This window comes from Streptomyces sp. NPDC005004 (genome assembly GCF_053600675.1).
In genome coordinates, this window is sequence record NZ_JBSGAH010000018.1 from 99,587 (window position 1) to 117,106 (window position 17,520).

Below are 17,520 nucleotides of genomic sequence, written 5' to 3' on the forward strand. Positions count from 1 at the left end.
GGGGCGAGCCTGCACGCCCACGACCACGCCACGCCAGCCCTTCCGGCCCGTTTCACCCGACCGAGTGATCCACGCGAGGTTTGGCCTGGTAGGTGGGTTCTTTCCCCGGGTTCTTTGGTCTTTTTACCTCCCGTCGCCCCGGCCCCCGCCCCGCCGTCCTACGGGTTTCCGGGCGCTGGTGAAACGGGGACCGGACGCGCCGGCTCAGGCGTCCGCAAAAGCGGGCGGGGTGCCCCCCGAAGGGAACACCCCGCCACAGCTCAGCTCAGCCTCACGTGGTCGAACGACGCCTCCGCGCACCCGGCCGCCGCTCGCTCGGCCGCGTCACCGGGTCGCCCGCCTCCAGCGCGGCCGTACGCCGCTTGGTGCCGAACGCGGCCAGCGCCTCGGCCAGCTTGTGGACCGACGGCTCGGGAGCCATCACGTCCACGCGCAGGCCGTGCTCCTCGGCCGTCTTGGCCGTCGCCGGACCGATGCAGGCGATGATCGTGACGTTGTGCGGCTTGCCCGCGATGCCGACCAGGTTGCGGACGGTCGAGGACGAGGTGAACAGGACCGCGTCGAAACCGCCGCCCTTGATCGCCTCGCGGGTCTCCTGCGGCGGCGGCGAGGCACGGACGGTGCGGTACGCCGTGACGTCGTCGACCTCCCAGCCCAGCTCGATCAGACCCGCCACCAGGGTCTCGGTGGCGATGTCGGCGCGCGGCAGGAAGACACGGTCGATCGGGTCGAAGACCGGGTCGTACGGCGGCCAGTCCTCGAGAAGCCCCGCCGCCGACTGCTCGCCGCTCGGCACCAGGTCCGGCTTCACACCGAAGTCGATGAGCGCGGCCGCGGTCTGCTCGCCCACCGCGGCCACCTTGATGCCCGCGAAGGCACGCGCGTCGAGCCCGTACTCCTCGAACTTCTCGCGCACCGCCTTGACCGCGTTGACCGAGGTGAACGCGATCCACTCGTAGCGGCCGGTGACCAGGCCCTTGACCGCGCGCTCCATCTGCTGCGGGGTGCGCGGCGGCTCGACGGCGATGGTCGGGACCTCGTGCGGCACCGCGCCGTAGGAGCGGAGCTGGTCGGAGAGCGACGCCGCCTGCTCCTTCGTGCGCGGCACGAGGACCTTCCAGCCGAACAGCGGCTTGGACTCGAACCAGGAGAGCTGGTCGCGGCGGGCGGGGGCGGAACGCTCACCCACCACGGCTATGACCGGGCGCCCGCCCTCGGGGGAGGGCAGCACCTTCGCCTGCTTCAGCGTCTGCGCGATCGTGCCCAGCGTGGCCGACCAGGTCCGCTGCCGGGTGGTCGTACCGGCGACGGTGACCGTCATCGGGGTGTCCGGCTTGCGGCCCGCCGAGACCAGCTCGGCCGCGGCGGCGGCGACGGAGTCCAGCGCGGTGGAGACGACCACCGTGCCGTCCGAGGCACCGACCTCGGTCCAGCAGCGGGCGGAGGCGGTACGCGCGTCCACGAAGCGCACGTCCGCGCCCTGCGCGTCCCGGAGCGGCACACCGGCGTACGCGGGCACACCGGTCGCGGCCGCGACACCGGGGACGACCTCGAAGGGCACCCCGGCGGCGGCGCAGGCCAGCATCTCCTCGGCGGCGTCCGTGTCCAGCCCCGGATCACCGGAAACCGCACGCACGACCCGCCTGCCGCCACGCGCGGCCTCCATGACAAGATGAGCGGCATCCCGGGCAGCGGCCGGGACCCCAACGGTTGTTGACGTGCCGTCAACCACCGTCAACTGGGGTGCGCCCGCGCCCGTGGACGCGTCCGAGGAGACCTCCGTCGGTACGACGGAGACACCCGGGCGGGCGTGCGTCCGGATCATGTCGAGCACATCGGGCTCGGCGACCAGGACGTCCGCGTTCCCGAGCGCCTCCACGGCGCGCAGAGTCAGCAGTCCCGGATCTCCGGGTCCGGCACCCAGGAAGGTGACGTGACCGTGTTCCGGACGGGCGGCGGGAAGGGTGGTGGGGCTCAAAGTGCTCGCTCCCCCATCAGACCGGCCGCGCCCTGGGCGAGCATCTCGGTGGCGAGCTCGCGACCGAGCGCCGTCGCCTGCTCGTGCGTCTGGGGCACGGGACCGGTGGTGGACAACTGCACCATCCGCGAGCCGTCGGTGGTACCGACGACGCCGCGCAGGCGCATTTCCTTGACAGTTGACCCGCCGGCCAGGAGGTCGGCCAGCGCGCCCACAGGGGCGCTGCAGCCGGCCTCCAGGGCGGCGAGCAATGACCGTTCGGCGGTGACGGCGGCCCGCGTGGACGGGTCGTCGAGCTCGCCGAGTGCCGCGACGAGGGCAGCGTTGTCCGCGGCACACTCGATCGCCAGGGCCCCCTGGCCGGGGGCGGGCAGAACCGTGTCGACCGACAGGAAGTCGGTCACCTCGTCGATCCGGCCGATCCGGTTGAGTCCGGCGGCGGCGAGGACGACGGCGTCGAGCCGTCCCTCGCGCACGTATCCGACGCGGGTGTCGATGTTGCCGCGGATCGGGACCGTCTCGATGTCCAGTCCGTGGGCGCGGGCGTACGCGTTCAACTGCGCCATGCGGCGCGGCGAACCGGTGCCGACGCGGGCACCGCGCGGCAGGTCGGTGAACTTCAGCGCGTCGCGCGCCACGATCACGTCACGCGGGTCCTCGCGCGCGGGGACGGCGGCCAGCGCCAGCTCCTCGGGCTGCGAGGTGGGCAGGTCCTTGAGCGAGTGCACGGCGAAGTCCACCTCGCCGCGCGCCAGCGCGTCGCGCAGCGCGGTGACGAACACACCGGTGCCACCGATCTGCGCGAGCGCCTCGCGGGAGACGTCGCCGTACGTGGTGATCTCGACCAGCTCGACGGGCCGGCCGGTCACCCGGCTCACGGCCTCGGCCACCAGCCCGGACTGGGCCATGGCGAGCTTGCTGCGCCTGGTCCCCAGCCTCAGTGCGTTGTCAGTCATGCCGGTCGGTCCTTCTCGTCTGTGTTGTCCACGGCCCGGGAGACGGCCGCGACCGTCTCGGGGTCGAGGTCGAACAGGGTGCGCAGCGCGTCCGCGTACCCGGCGCCGCCGGGTTCGGCCGCGAGCTGCTTGACCCGTACGGTCGGCGCGTGCAGCAGCTTGTCCACGACCCGGTGCACGGCCTGGCGGATCTCGCCGCGCTGGCGGGCGTCCAGGCCGGGCAGCCTGCCGTCGAGCCGCGCGATCTCGGCGGTGACGACGTCGGCGGCCATGGTGCGCAGGGCGACCACGGTCGGGGTGATGTGCTGGGCCCGCTGGGCCGCCCCGAAGGCGGCGACCTCGTCGGAGACGATACGCCGGACCTGGTCCACGTCGGCCGCCATCGGCGCGTCGGCGGATGCCTCGGCCAGCGACTCGATGTCCACCAGACGCACCCCGGCCAGGCGGTGCGCGGCCGCGTCGATGTCGCGGGGCATGGCGAGGTCGAGCAGGAAGACGGCGGGCGCCGGGCGCGGGATCTCCGCGACGGGCTCGGGCCTGCGGTGCTCGGGGACGCGGCCGACGGTGGCGGCCCGCTGGGCGAGCGCGTCGATCAGGCCGGCCTCGGCCCGGGTGTCCTCGACGGCCTTGAGCGCGCGTCCGGTGCCCTGCTCGCGGCGGTCCACGGTGCCGCCCGCGACCCAGGCGGCGTGCTGCTCCAGGGCGGCGGCGTCGAGCCCGGCCACGGCGGCCTCGCCGTGCACGGAGAAGCCGCTCGCACCCTGCACTGCGGCGAGGTCCAGCGGGCAGTTCTCCTCGGTCCCGGCGGTGGCCGGCGGCAGCGGCGCCTCGACGGCGGGCGTACGTCCGCCGTCCGCGACCCCGGCCGCGCCGGTGCGCTCCCGCAGGGCCTCGGCGAGCGCGTCGGCGGTGAGCACCAGGCCGGTGGCGCCGGTACAGGAGACGACGACGTCGGCACGTGTCAGTTCGGCGGAGACGGCGTCCATCCGCACGGCACGCGCGGTGGCGCCCTCGGCGTCGGCGAGGATCTGCGCGAGCCGCTCGGCGCGCTCGAAGGTCCGGTTGGCGACGACGATCTCGGCGACCCCGGCGCGCGCGAGCGTCGCGGCGGCCAGCGAGGACATCGAACCGGCGCCGATCACCAGCGCGCGGCGGCCCTCGGCCCACGCCTCGACGTCCTGCCCGGCGGAGAGCTGCTCCAGACCGAAGGTGACCAGGGACTGCCCGGCGCGGTCGATGCCGGTCTCGGAGTGGGCGCGCTTGCCGACCCTGAGTGCCTGCTGGAAGAGGTCGTTGAGCAGACGCCCGGCGGTGTGCAGCTCCTGGGCGCGGGCGAGGGAGTCCTTGATCTGGCCGAGGATCTGGCCCTCGCCGACGACCATGGAGTCCAGGCCGCAGGCCACCGAGAAGAGGTGGTGGACGGCCCGGTCCTCGTAGTGCACGTAGAGGTACGGCGTCAGCTCGTCCAGGCCGACCCCGCAGTGCTGGGCGAGCAGCGTGGACAGCTCGGCGACACCGGCGTGGAACTTGTCCACGTCGGCGTACAGCTCGATGCGGTTGCAGGTGCCGAGCACGGCGGCCTCGGCGGCCGGTTCGGCGGCGACCGTGTCCTGGGCCAGCTTGATCTGGGCGTCCGTGCTCAGCGCGGCCCGCTCCAGCACGCTGACGGGCGCGCTGCGGTGGCTCAGTCCGACGACGAGGAGGCTCATGCGGGCATCACGGCGGGTACGTCCCCGTCGGGTCCCTGCTCGGCCGAGTGCCCGGCGGCGCGCGCGGCGGCAGCGGGGAGCGTGCCGTCGTTCGCGGCGATCTCCTCGCCCGCCTTGCGCTGCTCGTGGAAGGCGAGGATCTGCAGCTCGATGGAGAGGTCGACCTTGCGCACGTCGACGCCGTCCGGGACGGTCAGCACGGTCGGCGCGAAGTTCAGGATGGAGGTGACCCCGGCGGCCACGAGCCGGTCGCAGACCTGCTGGGCGGCGCCGGCCGGGGTGGCGATCACGCCGATGGAGACACCGTTGTCCTCGATGATCCGCTCGAGTTCGTCGGTGTGCCGCACCGGGATGCCCGCGACCGGCTTGCCGGCCATCGCGGGGTCGGCGTCTATCAACGCCGCGACGCGGAAGCCGCGCGAGGCGAAGCCGCCGTAGTTGGCGAGGGCCGCGCCGAGGTTGCCGATGCCGACGATGACGACCGGCCAGTCCTGGGTGAGGCCCAGCTCGCGGGAGATCTGGTAGACGAGGTACTCGACGTCGTAGCCGACACCGCGGGTGCCGTAGGAGCCGAGGTAGGAGAAGTCCTTGCGCAGCTTGGCGGAGTTGACTCCGGCGGCCGCGGCCAGTTCCTCGGAGGAGACCGTGGGGACCGAACGCTCGGACAGCGCGGTCAGGGCTCGGAGGTACAGCGGAAGCCGGGCGACGGTGGCCTCGGGAATCCCTCGGCTGCGGGTCGCCGGTCGGTGAGTTCGGCCAGTTGCCACGGTGCTCCTGCGGGTAGAGCGGGGCTGGCGGTCATGCGTCCCCGGACCGCCCCGTCGAAAGCAGGCTATGTCTTTGTGAACGTGTGCACAAAGATGGTGTCCGATTTGCCCGGCCAACGTGACCGGGGTCACGCGCCCTCTTCCCGGGGCTGTACCTGGGGGCAAAGCTACACACTCCTCGCGAATCCCGCCCCCGAGACCAAACAGGCGTCCGATCCTAAGCGACGTTCCGGGTGTTCCGGGACGCCTGCGGACTACCGCGTCAGAGCCTTACGAAGGCGACTCTCGTCCACGCGCCAGAAGGTGTGCTGCTCACCGTCGACGAGGACGACGGGGATCTGCTCCCAGTACGTGTCGTACAACTCACGGTCCTCGGTGATGTCCCGGCTCTCCCACGGCACGCCGAGGTCGCCGCAGACCTTTTCGATCACCTGCCGGGCGTCCTCGCAGAGGTGACAGCCCGGCTTGCGGATGAGGGTGACCAGGCGCTCCTGGGGCGCGGGCGCGCGGCGGAAGAGGGGACTCATGCCGCCCATTCTCACTCCGCTCACGCACACTCCTTAACAACGCGGTCGCGCGGAGTTCACGCGCTTCGAACCTCTCGGCTCCGAAGCGGCGTCACGGACTGGCTATGCTCACGCCATGGCCGCTCTAGGATGGCTCACCCCCCGTAGGCGCTCCGCCACGGCGCGGAGCGTGTTGGCAGGCGAGGCCTCGGCCGAGGCCGCCCGCAAGTCCGCCCGGAACGCGCCGGAACCCGAGGCCGCCGAGCCGGAGTTCCCGGTGCTCGGCGACGACCGCGCGGCCGCGTTCTTCGACCTCGACAACACCGTGATGCAGGGCGCCGCGCTGTTCCACTTCGGGCGCGGCCTGTACAAGCGGAAGTTCTTCGAGACCCGCGACCTCGTCAAGTTCGCCTGGCAGCAGGCGTGGTTCCGGCTGGCCGGGGTCGAGGACCCCGAGCACATGCAGGACGCGCGCGACTCGGCGCTCTCCATCGTCAAGGGCCACCGGGTGGCCGAGCTGGAGACGATCGGCGAGGAGATCTACGACGAGTACATGGCCGACCGCATCTGGCCCGGCACCCGCGCCCTCGCCCAGGCCCACCTGGACGCCGGCCAGCGGGTCTGGCTGGTGACGGCGGCCCCGGTGGAGATCGCCCAGGTCATCGCCCGCCGCCTCGGCCTGACCGGCGCGCTCGGCACGGTCGCGGAGTCCGTCGACGGCGTCTACACCGGCCGCCTGGTGGGCGAGCCCCTCCACGGCCCGGCCAAGGCGGAAGCGGTCCGCGCCCTGGCCGTCGCCGAGGGCCTGGACCTCGCCCGCTGCGCCGCCTACAGCGACAGCCACAACGACATCCCGATGCTCTCCCTCGTCGGTCACCCCTACGCCATCAACCCCGACGCCAAGCTGCGCAAGCATGCCCGCGACAAGGACTGGCGCCTGCGCGACTACCGCACGGGCCGCAAGGCCGCCAAGGTCGGCATCCCGGCCGCGGCGGGCGTGGGCGCGGTGGCGGGCGGCACGGCGGCGGCCATCGCGCTGACCCGGCGCCGCCGCTGACCCGCGGTCGCCACCGCCTCGGCCACCACCCCTCAGCCGCCGACCCCCGGCGCGAGAACCCAGAGCCCGGTCCTGACCACTTCAGGACCGGGCTTTTCCGCTGAATCGTTTCTCAAGTCGGCCGATTATGTGTGCCCGCCCCGGAAGCGCCTCAGGTTCACAGGAATCGGCTGGTTTTCGGTCGGGAAACGGTCAGAAACCGGAAGCTGGCCGACCGTCAAGTGGTAACAGAAGCAACGTAATCGACGATTTGAACAACTGGGTGTAGCAGGGTCTACACGAAGCGTTATTCTCCTCAGACGCAAACCGGTACCCCTCCGTCGTCACGACGGGTGAAAGGTCCCGCACTGCACGTGATGGAAGCTCTGCCTCTGGGAGTCCCGTGTACCCACACGTCGGGGTTGACGCCTCGGGCCTGGCTACGCTGCGCGCAACTGTCGCAACGGTCAAAGAGACGCTGCGCGGCCTCGTCCCCACCGCGCACACCGTCCCCGCCCTCGCCACCGGCGCACCCCTGGGCCCGTGCTACGCACTGGCCGAGGGCAGCGCCGCCGTAGGCAGACGCGGCCGGACGGCGTCGTCCGGCGCGCCCGCCGCCCGCCGCCCCGCCGCGGACAGCGACAGCGCCCGCATGATGGACCTGGTCGAGCGCGCCCAGGCGGGCGAGGCGGAAGCCTTCGGCAAGCTGTACGACCAGTACAGCGACACCGTCTACCGGTTCATCTACTACCGCGTGGGCGGCAAGGCCACCGCCGAGGACCTCACCAGCGAGACCTTCCTCCGCGCGCTGCGCCGTATCGGCACCTTCACCTGGCAGGGCCGCGACTTCGGCGCCTGGCTGGTGACGATCGCCCGCAACCTGGTCGCCGACCACTTCAAGTCCAGCCGCTTCCGCCTGGAGGTCACCACCGGTGAGATGCTCGACGCCAACGAGGTCGAGCGCTCCCCGGAGGACTCGGTCCTGGAGTCCCTCTCCAACGCCGCCCTCCTCGACGCCGTACGACGGCTCAACCCCCAGCAGCAGGAGTGCGTCACGCTCCGCTTCCTCCAGGGCCTCTCGGTCGCCGAGACCGCCCGGGTGATGGGAAAGAACGAGGGCGCCATCAAGACCCTTCAGTACCGCGCCGTACGCACCCTCGCCCGGCTCCTCCCGGACGATGCCCGCTGACGCTGCGCAACCATAGACACCGATCAACTCACGTTCTGTAAGCGTCAGTTGTCTTTCCGATCCGGTCATCCGCCGTGCGTAACCGAAGTGCCGAGCCGCTCGTTGTGCGGGATACAGGAGTCGACCGTCATGACGAGAGGAGGTGCCGCCAGTGATCGCGAACGTATCGGCGCACCGGCGGGCGAACGCCTTCGCCCAGGCCCTGGAGGAGCAGTCCGACCGGGACACGGCGGCCGAGCAGTCCGCAGCACGGGCGGGATCACCGCCGACCGAGGACCCCTCCGAGCAGGGAACGTTGCTGTCCCTGACCAGAGGCCTCGGCGCGCTGCCCAAGCCGCAGCTCGACCCCGAGGTCAAGGTCGTCCAGCGCGCCCAGTTGGTGGCCGCGATGGAGGCCATGCTCCAGGAGGGCACCCTGGGCGGAGCGGCGGACGCGTCGGTACCCGAGCAGCGCTCGCCCGGCCGGGGCGCCCACCGGGCGAGCCCGCTGAGCAGACTGCGGCCCCGCTCGCGGCTGGCCAAGGGCCTCACGGCGGGCGGACTCGGCCTCGGTGTCACCGCGAGCGCGTTCGGCGGGGTGGCCGCCGCCAGTTCCGACGCGCTGCCCGGTGACCATCTGTACGGCCTCAAACGCGGCATCGAGGACTTCCGGCTGAACTACCTGAGCGAGGGCGACGGCGAACGCGGCCAGACCTACCTCGACCAGGCGTCCACCCGGCTCAACGAGGCCCGCAGGCTGATGGACCGGGGCCGCGGCGGCCACCTCGACCACGAGTCCATCGGCGAGATCCGCCGCACCCTGTCCGGGATGCGCCAGGACGTCACCGAGGGCCACCGCCTGCTGCACGCGGCCTACGAGGCCGACCCGCAGTCCCTCGGCCCCATCCAGGCCCTCTCGTCCTTCTCCCGCTCCCACCGCGAGGCGTGGACGACCCTGAGCGACCAGCTCCCCGTGCAGCTCGGGGACGTCAAGGACCAGGTCTCCTCCGTCTTCGACGCCATAGACCAGGAGGTGGCCCCGCTGGAGTCGCTGCTCCCGCAGCCTCCGGCCACCGGCAAGCAGGACGGGAAGCGCTCCGCCACCCCGAGCAGTTCCTCCGGCTCCCACCGCCCGGACGCGCCCAGCAAGCCCGGCAGTACGCCGTCGGCGGGCAAGCACGCGAGCCCCGGCAGCAGCCCCAGCGGCTCGGCCGGCGACCGCGACGAGGGCCTGCTCGGTGGCAGCACCGGCGGACTGCTCGACCCGCCCAAGTCGGGGTCCGAGCAAGGTGGTTCCCCGTCCGCCGAGAAGTCCCCGTCGGCCAAGCCGGACGTCACCCTGCCCCCGCTCCTGCCGGGTCTGCTCCCCGGCCTGGGCATCGACAGCCAGGACTCCAACTAGCCGCATGCGATACGAGGTGGGGCGCCCCTTTCCGAGCGGGGGCGCCCCACCGTCGTACGTGGCCGAGACGCAGTAGAACCCCGACCGCCGCCGCACCAGCGGCTCGGCCCTTCCCCGGGTGCGGCACGCCGACCTCAGAAGAACACCGACCGCCGCTGCACCAGCAGTTTGTACAGCGTGTGCTGGATCTGTTCGCGCACCTGGTCGGTGAGGTTGAACATCAGCATCGGGTCCTCGGCCGCCTCCGGCGGATAGCCGTCCGTGGGGATCGGCTCGCCGAACTGGATGGTCCACTTGGTCGGCAGCGGGATCGCGCCGAGCGGGCCGAGCCAGGGGAAGGTCGGCGTCAGCGGGAAGTACGGGAAGCCGAGCAGCCGTGCCAGCGTCTTGGCGTTGCCGATCATGGGGTAGATCTCCTCGGCCCCGACGACCGAGCACGGGATGATCGGCGCCCCCTGCCGCAGCGCGGTGGAGACGAACCCGCCCCGCCCGAACCGCTGGAGCTTGTACCGCTCCCCGAAGGGCTTGCCGATGCCCTTGAAGCCCTCCGGCATCACCCCGACCAGCTCGCCCTGGCCGAGCAGCCGTTCGGCGTCCTCGGTGCAGGCGAGGGTGTGACCGAGCTTGCGGGCCAGCTCGTTGACCACCGGCAGCACGAAGACGAGGTCGGCGGCGAGCAGCCGCAGATGGCGCCCGGCCGGATGGTGGTCGTGCACGGCGACCTGCATCATCAGGCCGTCCAGCGGCAGCGTCCCGGAGTGGTTGGCGACGATCAGCGCGCCGCCCTCCGCCGGGATGTTCTCGATGCCCTTGACCTCGACCCGGAAGTAGTTGTCGTACACCGGCCGCAGCAGCGACATCAGGACCTGGTCGGTCAGCTCCTCGTCGTAGCCGAAGTCGTCGACCTCGTAGTCCCCGGTGAGCCTGCGGCGCAGGAAGGAGAGGCCGCGCGCGATGCGGCGGTCGAGCCCGCCGTCGTCCTCGCGCGGGGCGCCCGCCGGTTCCCCGGTGGGCTCCTCGGGCACTGCCCGGGTGGGCAGCGGCTGGACCGGCGCGCTCTCGCCGGCCCCGGCAGGCCGGCCGCTCGTGCCCCGGCGCCGCTGCGGGCGGCCTGTGGAGCTTCCCCGGGACCGGTCGTCGTCGAACGGAATGACCTTGGCGTCCGCCATCGTTGCTGCGCTCCTCAGTTGGCGCCGGGCTGCGGGAAGGGGCCACCGCTTCTCGCGGTCAGCGCGGCGATCCGGTCGACGGCTCCCGCCAGCGCCTCCGGCGGCAGCAGGCCGGGGCCCTGGCCGCGCGCGAAGTCCGCGAAGGTCTCCGCGGTCGTGAACCTGGGGGCGAAGCCGAGCGTCTCGCGCATCTGCCCGGTGTCCACCACCCGGCCGTGGGTCAGCAGCCGGATCTGCTCCGGCGAGAAGTCCGTCATACCGAGCGTACGCACCAGGGAGCCCGCCCAGGTGACCGCGGGCAGCAGCAGCGGCACGGTGGGCCGCCCGAGCCGGCGCGAGCACTGGGAGAGCAGTAGCACGCCGTCCCCGGCGATGTTGAAGGTGCCGCTGTTGAGCGTGCCCCGGCGCGGCTCGTGGGAGGCGATCCGCAGCACCTCGATCACGTCGTCCTCGTGCACGAACTGCAGCCGCGGGTCGTAGCCGAACACCGTCGGCAGGACGGGCAGCGCGAAGTAGGAGGCGAGCGGGGTGTCCGCCGTCGGCCCGAGGATGTTGGCGAACCGCAGCACGCACACCGCGACGTCGGGGCGGCGCCGGGCGAACCCGCGCACGTATCCCTCGACCTCGACGGCGTCCTTGGCGAAGCCGCCGCTCGGCAGCGACTTGGCCGGGGTGGTCTCGGTGAAGACGGCAGGATCGCGCGGGGCGGAGCCGTAGACGTTGGTGCTGGACTTCACCACGAGCCGTTTGACGGTGGGCGACTTCTGGCAGGCACCGAGCAACTGCATGGTGCCGATGACGTTGGTCTCCTTGACCGTGGCCCGGCTGCCGCCGCCGAGCGCGGTGCCGGTCACGTCCATGTGGACGACCGTGTCCGCGCCGGTCTCCGCGAGCACCCGGGCGATCGTCGGCTGCCGGATGTCGGCCTGGATGAACTCGGCACCGCCGAGATGGTGCGCGGGCGGCACCGCGTCGACCGCGATCACCCGGTCCACGTCGGCGTCCCGCTGAACGCGGCGCACGAACCGGCCGCCCAGCTGCCGGGCCACTCCGGTGACGAGCACGATCTTCCCCAAGACCAGCGCCTTCCTTCCCGACCTCGCGCGAAACCCGGCTCTCCGCTCGCGTTCCCCGTGTGCGGCCAACCTATCGGGTCGGTGTTGCGCCACGATGACCACACGGCACCGGACATGCCGAACGGCTCCGGACATGCCGGTGGCCCTCCGCCCACAGAGGGACGAAGGGCCACCGACCGCGCTTTCGCGGCGCGTCGCCTTACTTCTTGTTGCGACGCTGAACGCGCGTGCGCTTGAGCAGCTTGCGGTGCTTCTTCTTCGCCATCCGCTTGCGCCGCTTCTTGATAACAGAGCCCACGACTACCCTCGCTCACTTCTCATGACTCGGTTGCTGGGCGCCATGGGCCCATACGACCTACGAGGGGACAGCCTACCCGCCCGGACGCCAGGGTCGTAATCGAGGTCTTCCGGGAAGATCGCGAGGGCGCCGTCAGGCCGTTTCCACCCCCACATAGCTCTCGCGCAGATACTCGTGGACCGCCTGCTCCGGGACGCGGAAGGACCGCCCCACCCGGATCGCGGGCAGATGACCGCTGTGCACCAGCCGGTACACGGTCATCTTCGAGACTCGCATGACCGAGGCGACTTCCGCCACGGTAAGGAACTGAACCTCGTTCAGAGGCCTCTCTGCCATGACACACCTGAACCTTCCGCACTCGACGGCCACCGGCTTCCCCTTCCGGTGACTCTTCGTCGTTGCGTGCTCACTCCCCAATGTAGGGGCGGGTGATGCGAGTGGGGAAGAGGTGGACGCATCGGCGGCCTACTGTGACAGACAGGCCCGTTTGAGTACGTAGCGGGTGAGCGGGCGGTAGTGACTAGACCGCACGGCGTCGTCAAGCGGAACGACGACGGACACCGTCCCCTCCGCCTCGCCGACGAACGGCGCGGGATCGTCGCTGTCGGCCAGACCGATCGCCTCGAACCCGAGCTGACCTGCGCCGCAGACCCATCCGTGGTCCCCGACGACCAGCCCGGGCAACGGCTCGCCGGCCTCCGCCAGAGCCGTCAGCGCGAGCCGAACCGGCAGCGGGGAATGGCTGTGCGCACCCGGCTCACGCCCGGGGCGCCCGCCCCCCGCTTCCCGCACCAACGCAACACCTCGTACGTAGTCGAGGCGGTGCGTGCGTAGACCGAACCGGGTCAATATGTCGACACAACGACCCTGCGCCGGGGTGAGCACAACACATCCCGCCGCCGACATCGCCGCCGCCAATCCGGCGTAGAAACCGAGCAGCGCACCCGGATGCCCGGTGCCGAAGAGCACCGGCACACCACGCCGCACCGCCGCCCGCAACCGCCCCGCGAAGGCGTCCAGCGCGGCCAGCGTCCGCTCCGGGTCGATCACGTCCCGGCCCGAGACACACCCCGGGTCGGCCGACACCCCGCACCGCTCCGCCATCAGCGCCAGCACCTCGCGCTGCCCCCAGGACCGCGCGGGATCGAGCCCGAGCAGCGCGCGCGGGTCGCACGCGGCGAACAGCCGGTAGCGGCGCAGGCTGTCCTCGCGCGCGGTGGCCACCTCACCGGCGAGCCGGGCGGCCAGCAGGTGCGCCCGCAGGGCACCGGTTTCCGACACGGCAGCGATGGTGGCCTACGAACGCGTCCCCGGCGACCGGAACGGCCAAAGACCGCACGGTCGGCCTAACGCCGAGCGCCCCAGACCGGACACGGCCGACGAGCCCGCCCGACCCCCGCCCATCACGGCAGCAGCCCTCGCAGCGGAAAGGCGGACCGCCTAGTCGCCAGCACCGCCTGGTCGAGACGGTCGGCCGGGTCGTACCCCGCCGACCAGTCCCTGTAACCCACCGGCCAGCGCCCGTCCGTCATCCGCTGCGGCCCCAACTGCCGTGTCCGCGCGTACACTTCCTGCCGCCAGCCCTCCGGAATCACCGTCTCCGGATCGATCTCCCGGCCCGCCGCGATCCCCACCAGATGCGTCCAGGAACGCGGTACGACCTCCACCACCGCGTAACCGCCACCGCCCAGGGCGAGCCACTTCCCGTCCGCGTACGCGTGCGCCAGCTCGTGACAGGCCACCTGCACCGCCCGCTGCGCGTCCAGCGACACCGCGAGATGCGCCAGCGGGTCCTCGAAGTGCGTGTCGGCGCCGTGCTGCGAGACCAGCACCTGCGGCCGGAAGTCCGCCAGCAGCTCCGGCACCACCGCGTGGAACGCCCGCAGCCACCCCGCGTCCCCGGTCCCGGCCGGCAGCGCCAGGTTCACCGCCGCGCCCTCACCCGCCCCGGCACCGGTCTCCTGCGGCCAGCCCGTCGCCGGGAACAGCGTGCGCGGATGCTCGTGCAGCGAGATCGTCAGCACCCTGGGGTCCTCCCAGAAGGCCGCCTGCACCCCGTCCCCGTGATGCACGTCCACGTCCACGTACGCGACCCGCTCGGCGCCCAGCTCCAGGAGCCGGGCCACCGCCAGCGCCGCGTCGTTGTACACGCAGAACCCGGCCGCGCCGCCCGGCATCGCGTGGTGCAGCCCGCCCGCGAAGTTCACCGCGTGCTCGGCCTCACCCCGCCACACCGCCTCCGCGGCCGCCACCGACTGCCCCGCGATCAGCGCCGACACCTCGTGCATCCCCGCGAACGCCGGATCGTCGACCGTCCCGAGCCCGTACGCCCCGTCCGCCGCGCGCGGATCGGCCGAGGCCGCCTTCACCGCGTCGATGTAGTCCTCGCGGTGCACGAGGCGCAGCGTCGACTCCCCCGCCGGACGCGCGGCCACGACCTCCAGCTCCTTGTCGAGCCCGAGCGCCGACACCAGGCTCCGGGTCAGCTCCAGACGCACCGGAGCCATCGGATGGTCCGGGCCGAAGTCATAGCCCGTTACTGCCTCGTCCCACATCAACTGTGCGCGGCCGCTCATGCCCGCCACCGTATCGGTCGCCTCCCGGCCCGAACGACCGGGCGTACACCGTGGTGACCAGCACCAGAGCCATCGGCACGAGCATCGCCCCGCGATAGCTCCAGGCGTCCCCGAGCGCCCCCACCAACGGCGAACCGACCAGGAAACCGACATAGTTGAAGATGTTGAGCCGCGCGATCGCCGCGTCCGACCCCCCGGGGAAGAGGCGCCCGGCGGCCGCGAAGGTCTGCGGCACCAGCACACACAGCCCGAGCCCCACCAGCGTGAACCCGAGCATCCCCGTCCACGCCCCCGGCGCCGCCGCGACCACCACGAACCCGCCCGCCGCCACCAGCGCCCCCAGCCGCACCACGGCCACCGCCCCCAGCCGCCGCACCCCGAGATCCCCGAGGGCCCGTCCGACCAGCGTGGTCACCATGTACACGTTGTACGGCACGGTCGCGAGCTGCTCCGAGCCGCCGAGCACGTCCTTGACGTACTTCGCGCTCCAGTTGGAGACCGTCGAGTCCCCGATGTAGGCGAACGTCATCACCAGACACAGCGGCAACAACACCCGGAACACGACCCCGCCCCCCGCTCCGGCCGCCTCCCCCGCCGACCCGCTCTCCCCGTCGACGTACCACCGGCTCCCCACCAGCGTCGCGGGCAACAGCACCAGCACCACGGGGAGATACGACACCCACAGCGCCAACTCCCAGTGCGCGCCCGCCCAGGCCAGCGACGCCCCGAGAATCCCGCCGAGGCTGTACACCGCGTGGAAGCTCAGCATGATGCTGCGCCCGTACGCCCGCTGGAGGCTCACCCCGAGCATGTTCATGGAGGCGTCCAGCGCCCCCACCGACAGCCCGAACACCCCCAACGCGAGGGCCAGCTCCGCCACTTGATCCCCGGCGCCGACACCGAGCAGCGCCAGCAGCACCACCGGCTGGGACCAGCGCAGCAGCCGACTGGGCCGTATCCGCCGCACCAGCCTCTCGGTGGCCACGCTCCCGCACCCGGCGAGGACCGGCACGGCCGCGAGGAAGACGGGCAGCAGCGCGTCGGAGACCCCGTACCGCTCCTGCACGGCCGGGATGCGCGTCACGAGCAGAGCGAAGGCCACGCCCTGGGTGAAGAAGCCGAACGCCAGCGAGGCCCTGCCGCGCCGCAGCACATCCGTCATGGCGGCGAGCGTAGGGCCCCGGGGTGCGCATGGGTAGATCCGGCCAAAGATGAGTTCCGCTCATCTTCGACCGGATCGGCAGCCGATGACCGGCCGGCAGCCGGACGCCGGATCAGACGGCGACGGCGACGGCCTGCGCGACCCCGGCGGGCGCGGGAGTCTCCGGGGTCTCGTCGGCCTTGTTCGCCTCGTCCGCGAGGATCCGCCCCATCGGCCCGGCGGCGACGCCACCGCTGACCACGAACGCCAGCACCATCACCCCGGCCATCAGCACCCCGCCCAGCCACACCATGGTGTCGACGGGCACGGTGTACGCCCCCACCACCCGCGCCACGCACTCGAGCAGCAGCGCCACACCCCACACCACGGAGAACGCCCGCTCCTTGCGCCGGAAGTCCGCCGACCCCGCCGCCGTACCCGACACCAGGCGCTCCCAGGCGGCCTCCTTGGCCGCGTCCCCCTTCACCAGGAAGGGCTTCATGCCCTCGGTCATCATCGGCCGGCCGAGCACCACGGAGACCAGGATGCCGATGGCGACCGTGCTGCTGACCGCGCCGTCCTTGGCGAGCATCAGCCGCGGATCGCCCGAGACGAGGCTGAGCGCGAGCCCGACCACGTTCACGGTGAGGATGAGGAGCGCGAGCGCGTTGGCGGTGCGCTCCCGCACCAGGCTCCACACGGTCCGCGCGGCGGGCACCACGCTGCTCCAGGCGAGAGCGGCGAAGGTGCTCATCCCGAAGGCGTCCTTCAGGAGGTAGTACGCGCCGAGCGGCACCGCCACGTCCACCAGCAGCGGCTTGAAGTTCTCCAGCGCGCTCGGCTGCTGGTTCCGGCCCTGGTTCCCCGTCGTCTTCGTCATGCCCTCAGCTTCGCGGCCGAGGGGCATCCGGCAGTAGAAACGATCGTCCGGAGGTCCGCATGACAATTGTCAGCCCCCGGGCGGTGGCCGCCGTCATACCAGCAGGTCAGCCAACTCGCCCATGCTGGAGAAGAGTTGACTGGCACCGGCCAGCCTCTCGGCCGGGGTCATCGCGGTGAACCCGTACACGTCCATCCCGGCCGCCACGGCCGCCTGGACGCCGAGCGGGGAGTCCTCCACGACCAGACACCGCTCGGGGGCCACCCCCATGCGCTCGGCGGCGTACAGGAAGAGATCGGGCGCCGGCTTGCCCCGCCCCACGTCCTGCGAGCTGAAGACGCGCCCGTCATCGAACCACCGGCCGAGCCCCGTCGCCCGGTGCCCCACCCGGATCCGCTCATGGCTTCCGGAGGACGCCACGCAGTACGGCACCCCGTCCGCGGCCAGCGTCTCCAGCACACCCTCGACCCCGGCGACGGGCCGCAACTCCCGCTCGAACGCGGCGAAGACCCGCGCGTGGAAGACGTCGTCGAAGTCCTCGGGCAGTCGCTGCCCGGTCCGCTCCAGCACCAGGTCGTGGATGCGGTGCATGGCCGACCCCATGTAGTCCCGGATGGAGTCCTCGTACGACGTCGGGTGCCCCAGCTCGGTCAGATAGGCGGCGAGATGCCGGTTGGAGATGGGCTCGCTGTCCACCAGGACACCGTCGTTGTCGAAAAGAATGAGGTCGTAGTGCATATACCCGAGCCTATAAAGACCCTCAAACGCAGAAAACCCCCGCACCAATAGTGCGGGGGTTTTCTTAAAATTTGTTCGGCGGCGTCCTACTCTCCCACAAGGTCCCCCTTGCAGTACCAT

Annotated in this window: 17 protein-coding genes; 3 read left to right on the forward strand and 14 right to left on the reverse strand. The window is 71.9% G+C overall.

Annotation, left to right across the window (positions count from 1 at the left end; genetic code table 11):
• Positions 1-271: 271 nt before the first annotated feature.
• From ACWEEU_RS24295 to ACWEEU_RS24315, 5 genes are all read right to left on the reverse strand, one after another.
• Positions 272-1,978 (reverse strand): uroporphyrinogen-III synthase, encoded by a 1,707-nt coding sequence (locus ACWEEU_RS24295; RefSeq protein WP_451734929.1) that lies wholly within the window; start codon positions 1,976-1,978, stop codon positions 272-274.
• The gene (hemC, locus tag ACWEEU_RS24300; protein WP_385739289.1) at positions 1,975-2,934 is read right to left on the reverse strand and encodes a hydroxymethylbilane synthase; all 960 of its coding nucleotides are present in this window, start codon (positions 2,932-2,934) and stop codon (positions 1,975-1,977) included. The genes ACWEEU_RS24295 and hemC overlap by 4 nt, the downstream gene beginning before the upstream one ends.
• Entirely contained in the window at positions 2,931-4,643 is a 1,713-nt protein-coding gene (locus tag ACWEEU_RS24305; RefSeq protein ID WP_385739286.1) for a glutamyl-tRNA reductase, read from the reverse strand. Before ACWEEU_RS24305 ends, hemC begins: the two co-directional genes overlap by 4 nt.
• The gene (locus ACWEEU_RS24310) at positions 4,640-5,410 is read right to left on the reverse strand and encodes a redox-sensing transcriptional repressor Rex (RefSeq protein WP_385739283.1); all 771 of its coding nucleotides are present in this window, start codon (positions 5,408-5,410) and stop codon (positions 4,640-4,642) included. The genes ACWEEU_RS24305 and ACWEEU_RS24310 overlap by 4 nt, the downstream gene beginning before the upstream one ends.
• Positions 5,411-5,664: 254 nt before the next feature.
• Positions 5,665-5,946 (reverse strand): glutaredoxin family protein, encoded by a 282-nt coding sequence (locus ACWEEU_RS24315; protein WP_385739486.1) that lies wholly within the window; start codon positions 5,944-5,946, stop codon positions 5,665-5,667.
• 106 nt (positions 5,947-6,052) lie between these two features.
• Here ACWEEU_RS24315 and ACWEEU_RS24320 point away from each other — a divergent pair, with 106 nt between their 5' ends.
• The 3 genes from ACWEEU_RS24320 to ACWEEU_RS24330 all read left to right on the forward strand — a co-directional run bounded on the left by ACWEEU_RS24320 (position 6,053) and on the right by ACWEEU_RS24330 (position 9,522).
• On the forward strand, positions 6,053-6,973 hold the full coding sequence (locus ACWEEU_RS24320; RefSeq protein ID WP_385739280.1) for an HAD family hydrolase: 921 nt from the start codon (positions 6,053-6,055) through the stop codon (positions 6,971-6,973).
• A 382-nt stretch (positions 6,974-7,355) separates the two neighbouring features.
• The gene (locus tag ACWEEU_RS24325; protein ID WP_385739277.1) at positions 7,356-8,141 is read left to right on the forward strand and encodes an ECF subfamily RNA polymerase sigma factor, BldN family; all 786 of its coding nucleotides are present in this window, start codon (positions 7,356-7,358) and stop codon (positions 8,139-8,141) included.
• 151 nt (positions 8,142-8,292) lie between these two features.
• Positions 8,293-9,522 carry a DUF5667 domain-containing protein gene (locus tag ACWEEU_RS24330; RefSeq protein ID WP_385739274.1) on the forward strand — a complete coding sequence of 410 codons (1,230 nt, stop codon included), beginning with the start codon at positions 8,293-8,295 and terminating at the stop codon, positions 9,520-9,522.
• Between the two features lie 134 nt (positions 9,523-9,656).
• On the opposite strand, the gene ACWEEU_RS24335 is transcribed toward ACWEEU_RS24330, so the two are convergent.
• The 9 genes from ACWEEU_RS24335 to ACWEEU_RS24375 form a co-directional block, all read right to left on the reverse strand.
• On the reverse strand, positions 9,657-10,691 hold the full coding sequence (locus ACWEEU_RS24335) for a lysophospholipid acyltransferase family protein (RefSeq protein WP_385739271.1): 1,035 nt from the start codon (positions 10,689-10,691) through the stop codon (positions 9,657-9,659).
• 14 nt (positions 10,692-10,705) lie between these two features.
• A complete protein-coding gene (locus tag ACWEEU_RS24340; RefSeq protein WP_385739268.1) occupies positions 10,706-11,767 on the reverse strand; it encodes an NAD-dependent epimerase/dehydratase family protein in 1,062 nt (353 codons plus the stop codon).
• A 199-nt stretch (positions 11,768-11,966) separates the two neighbouring features.
• Positions 11,967-12,065, reverse strand: coding sequence for a 30S ribosomal protein bS22 (locus tag ACWEEU_RS24345; protein ID WP_003948845.1), 99 nt, complete (start codon positions 12,063-12,065; stop codon positions 11,967-11,969).
• A 132-nt stretch (positions 12,066-12,197) separates the two neighbouring features.
• Entirely contained in the window at positions 12,198-12,401 is a 204-nt protein-coding gene (locus ACWEEU_RS24350) for a helix-turn-helix domain-containing protein (RefSeq protein ID WP_199587125.1), read from the reverse strand.
• A 129-nt stretch (positions 12,402-12,530) separates the two neighbouring features.
• Positions 12,531-13,346, reverse strand: coding sequence for a phosphatase (locus tag ACWEEU_RS24355; RefSeq protein WP_385751262.1), 816 nt, complete (start codon positions 13,344-13,346; stop codon positions 12,531-12,533).
• A 122-nt stretch (positions 13,347-13,468) separates the two neighbouring features.
• The gene (locus tag ACWEEU_RS24360; RefSeq protein WP_385751260.1) at positions 13,469-14,641 is read right to left on the reverse strand and encodes an acetoin utilization protein AcuC; all 1,173 of its coding nucleotides are present in this window, start codon (positions 14,639-14,641) and stop codon (positions 13,469-13,471) included.
• Entirely contained in the window at positions 14,592-15,803 is a 1,212-nt protein-coding gene (locus ACWEEU_RS24365) for an MFS transporter (RefSeq protein ID WP_451734933.1), read from the reverse strand. The genes ACWEEU_RS24360 and ACWEEU_RS24365 overlap by 50 nt, the downstream gene beginning before the upstream one ends.
• Before the next feature lie 112 nt (positions 15,804-15,915).
• On the reverse strand, positions 15,916-16,662 hold the full coding sequence (locus tag ACWEEU_RS24370) for a VC0807 family protein (protein WP_451734935.1): 747 nt from the start codon (positions 16,660-16,662) through the stop codon (positions 15,916-15,918).
• A 93-nt stretch (positions 16,663-16,755) separates the two neighbouring features.
• On the reverse strand, positions 16,756-17,400 hold the full coding sequence (locus tag ACWEEU_RS24375) for an HAD family hydrolase (RefSeq protein ID WP_451734937.1): 645 nt from the start codon (positions 17,398-17,400) through the stop codon (positions 16,756-16,758).
• Positions 17,401-17,520 lie beyond the last annotated feature (120 nt).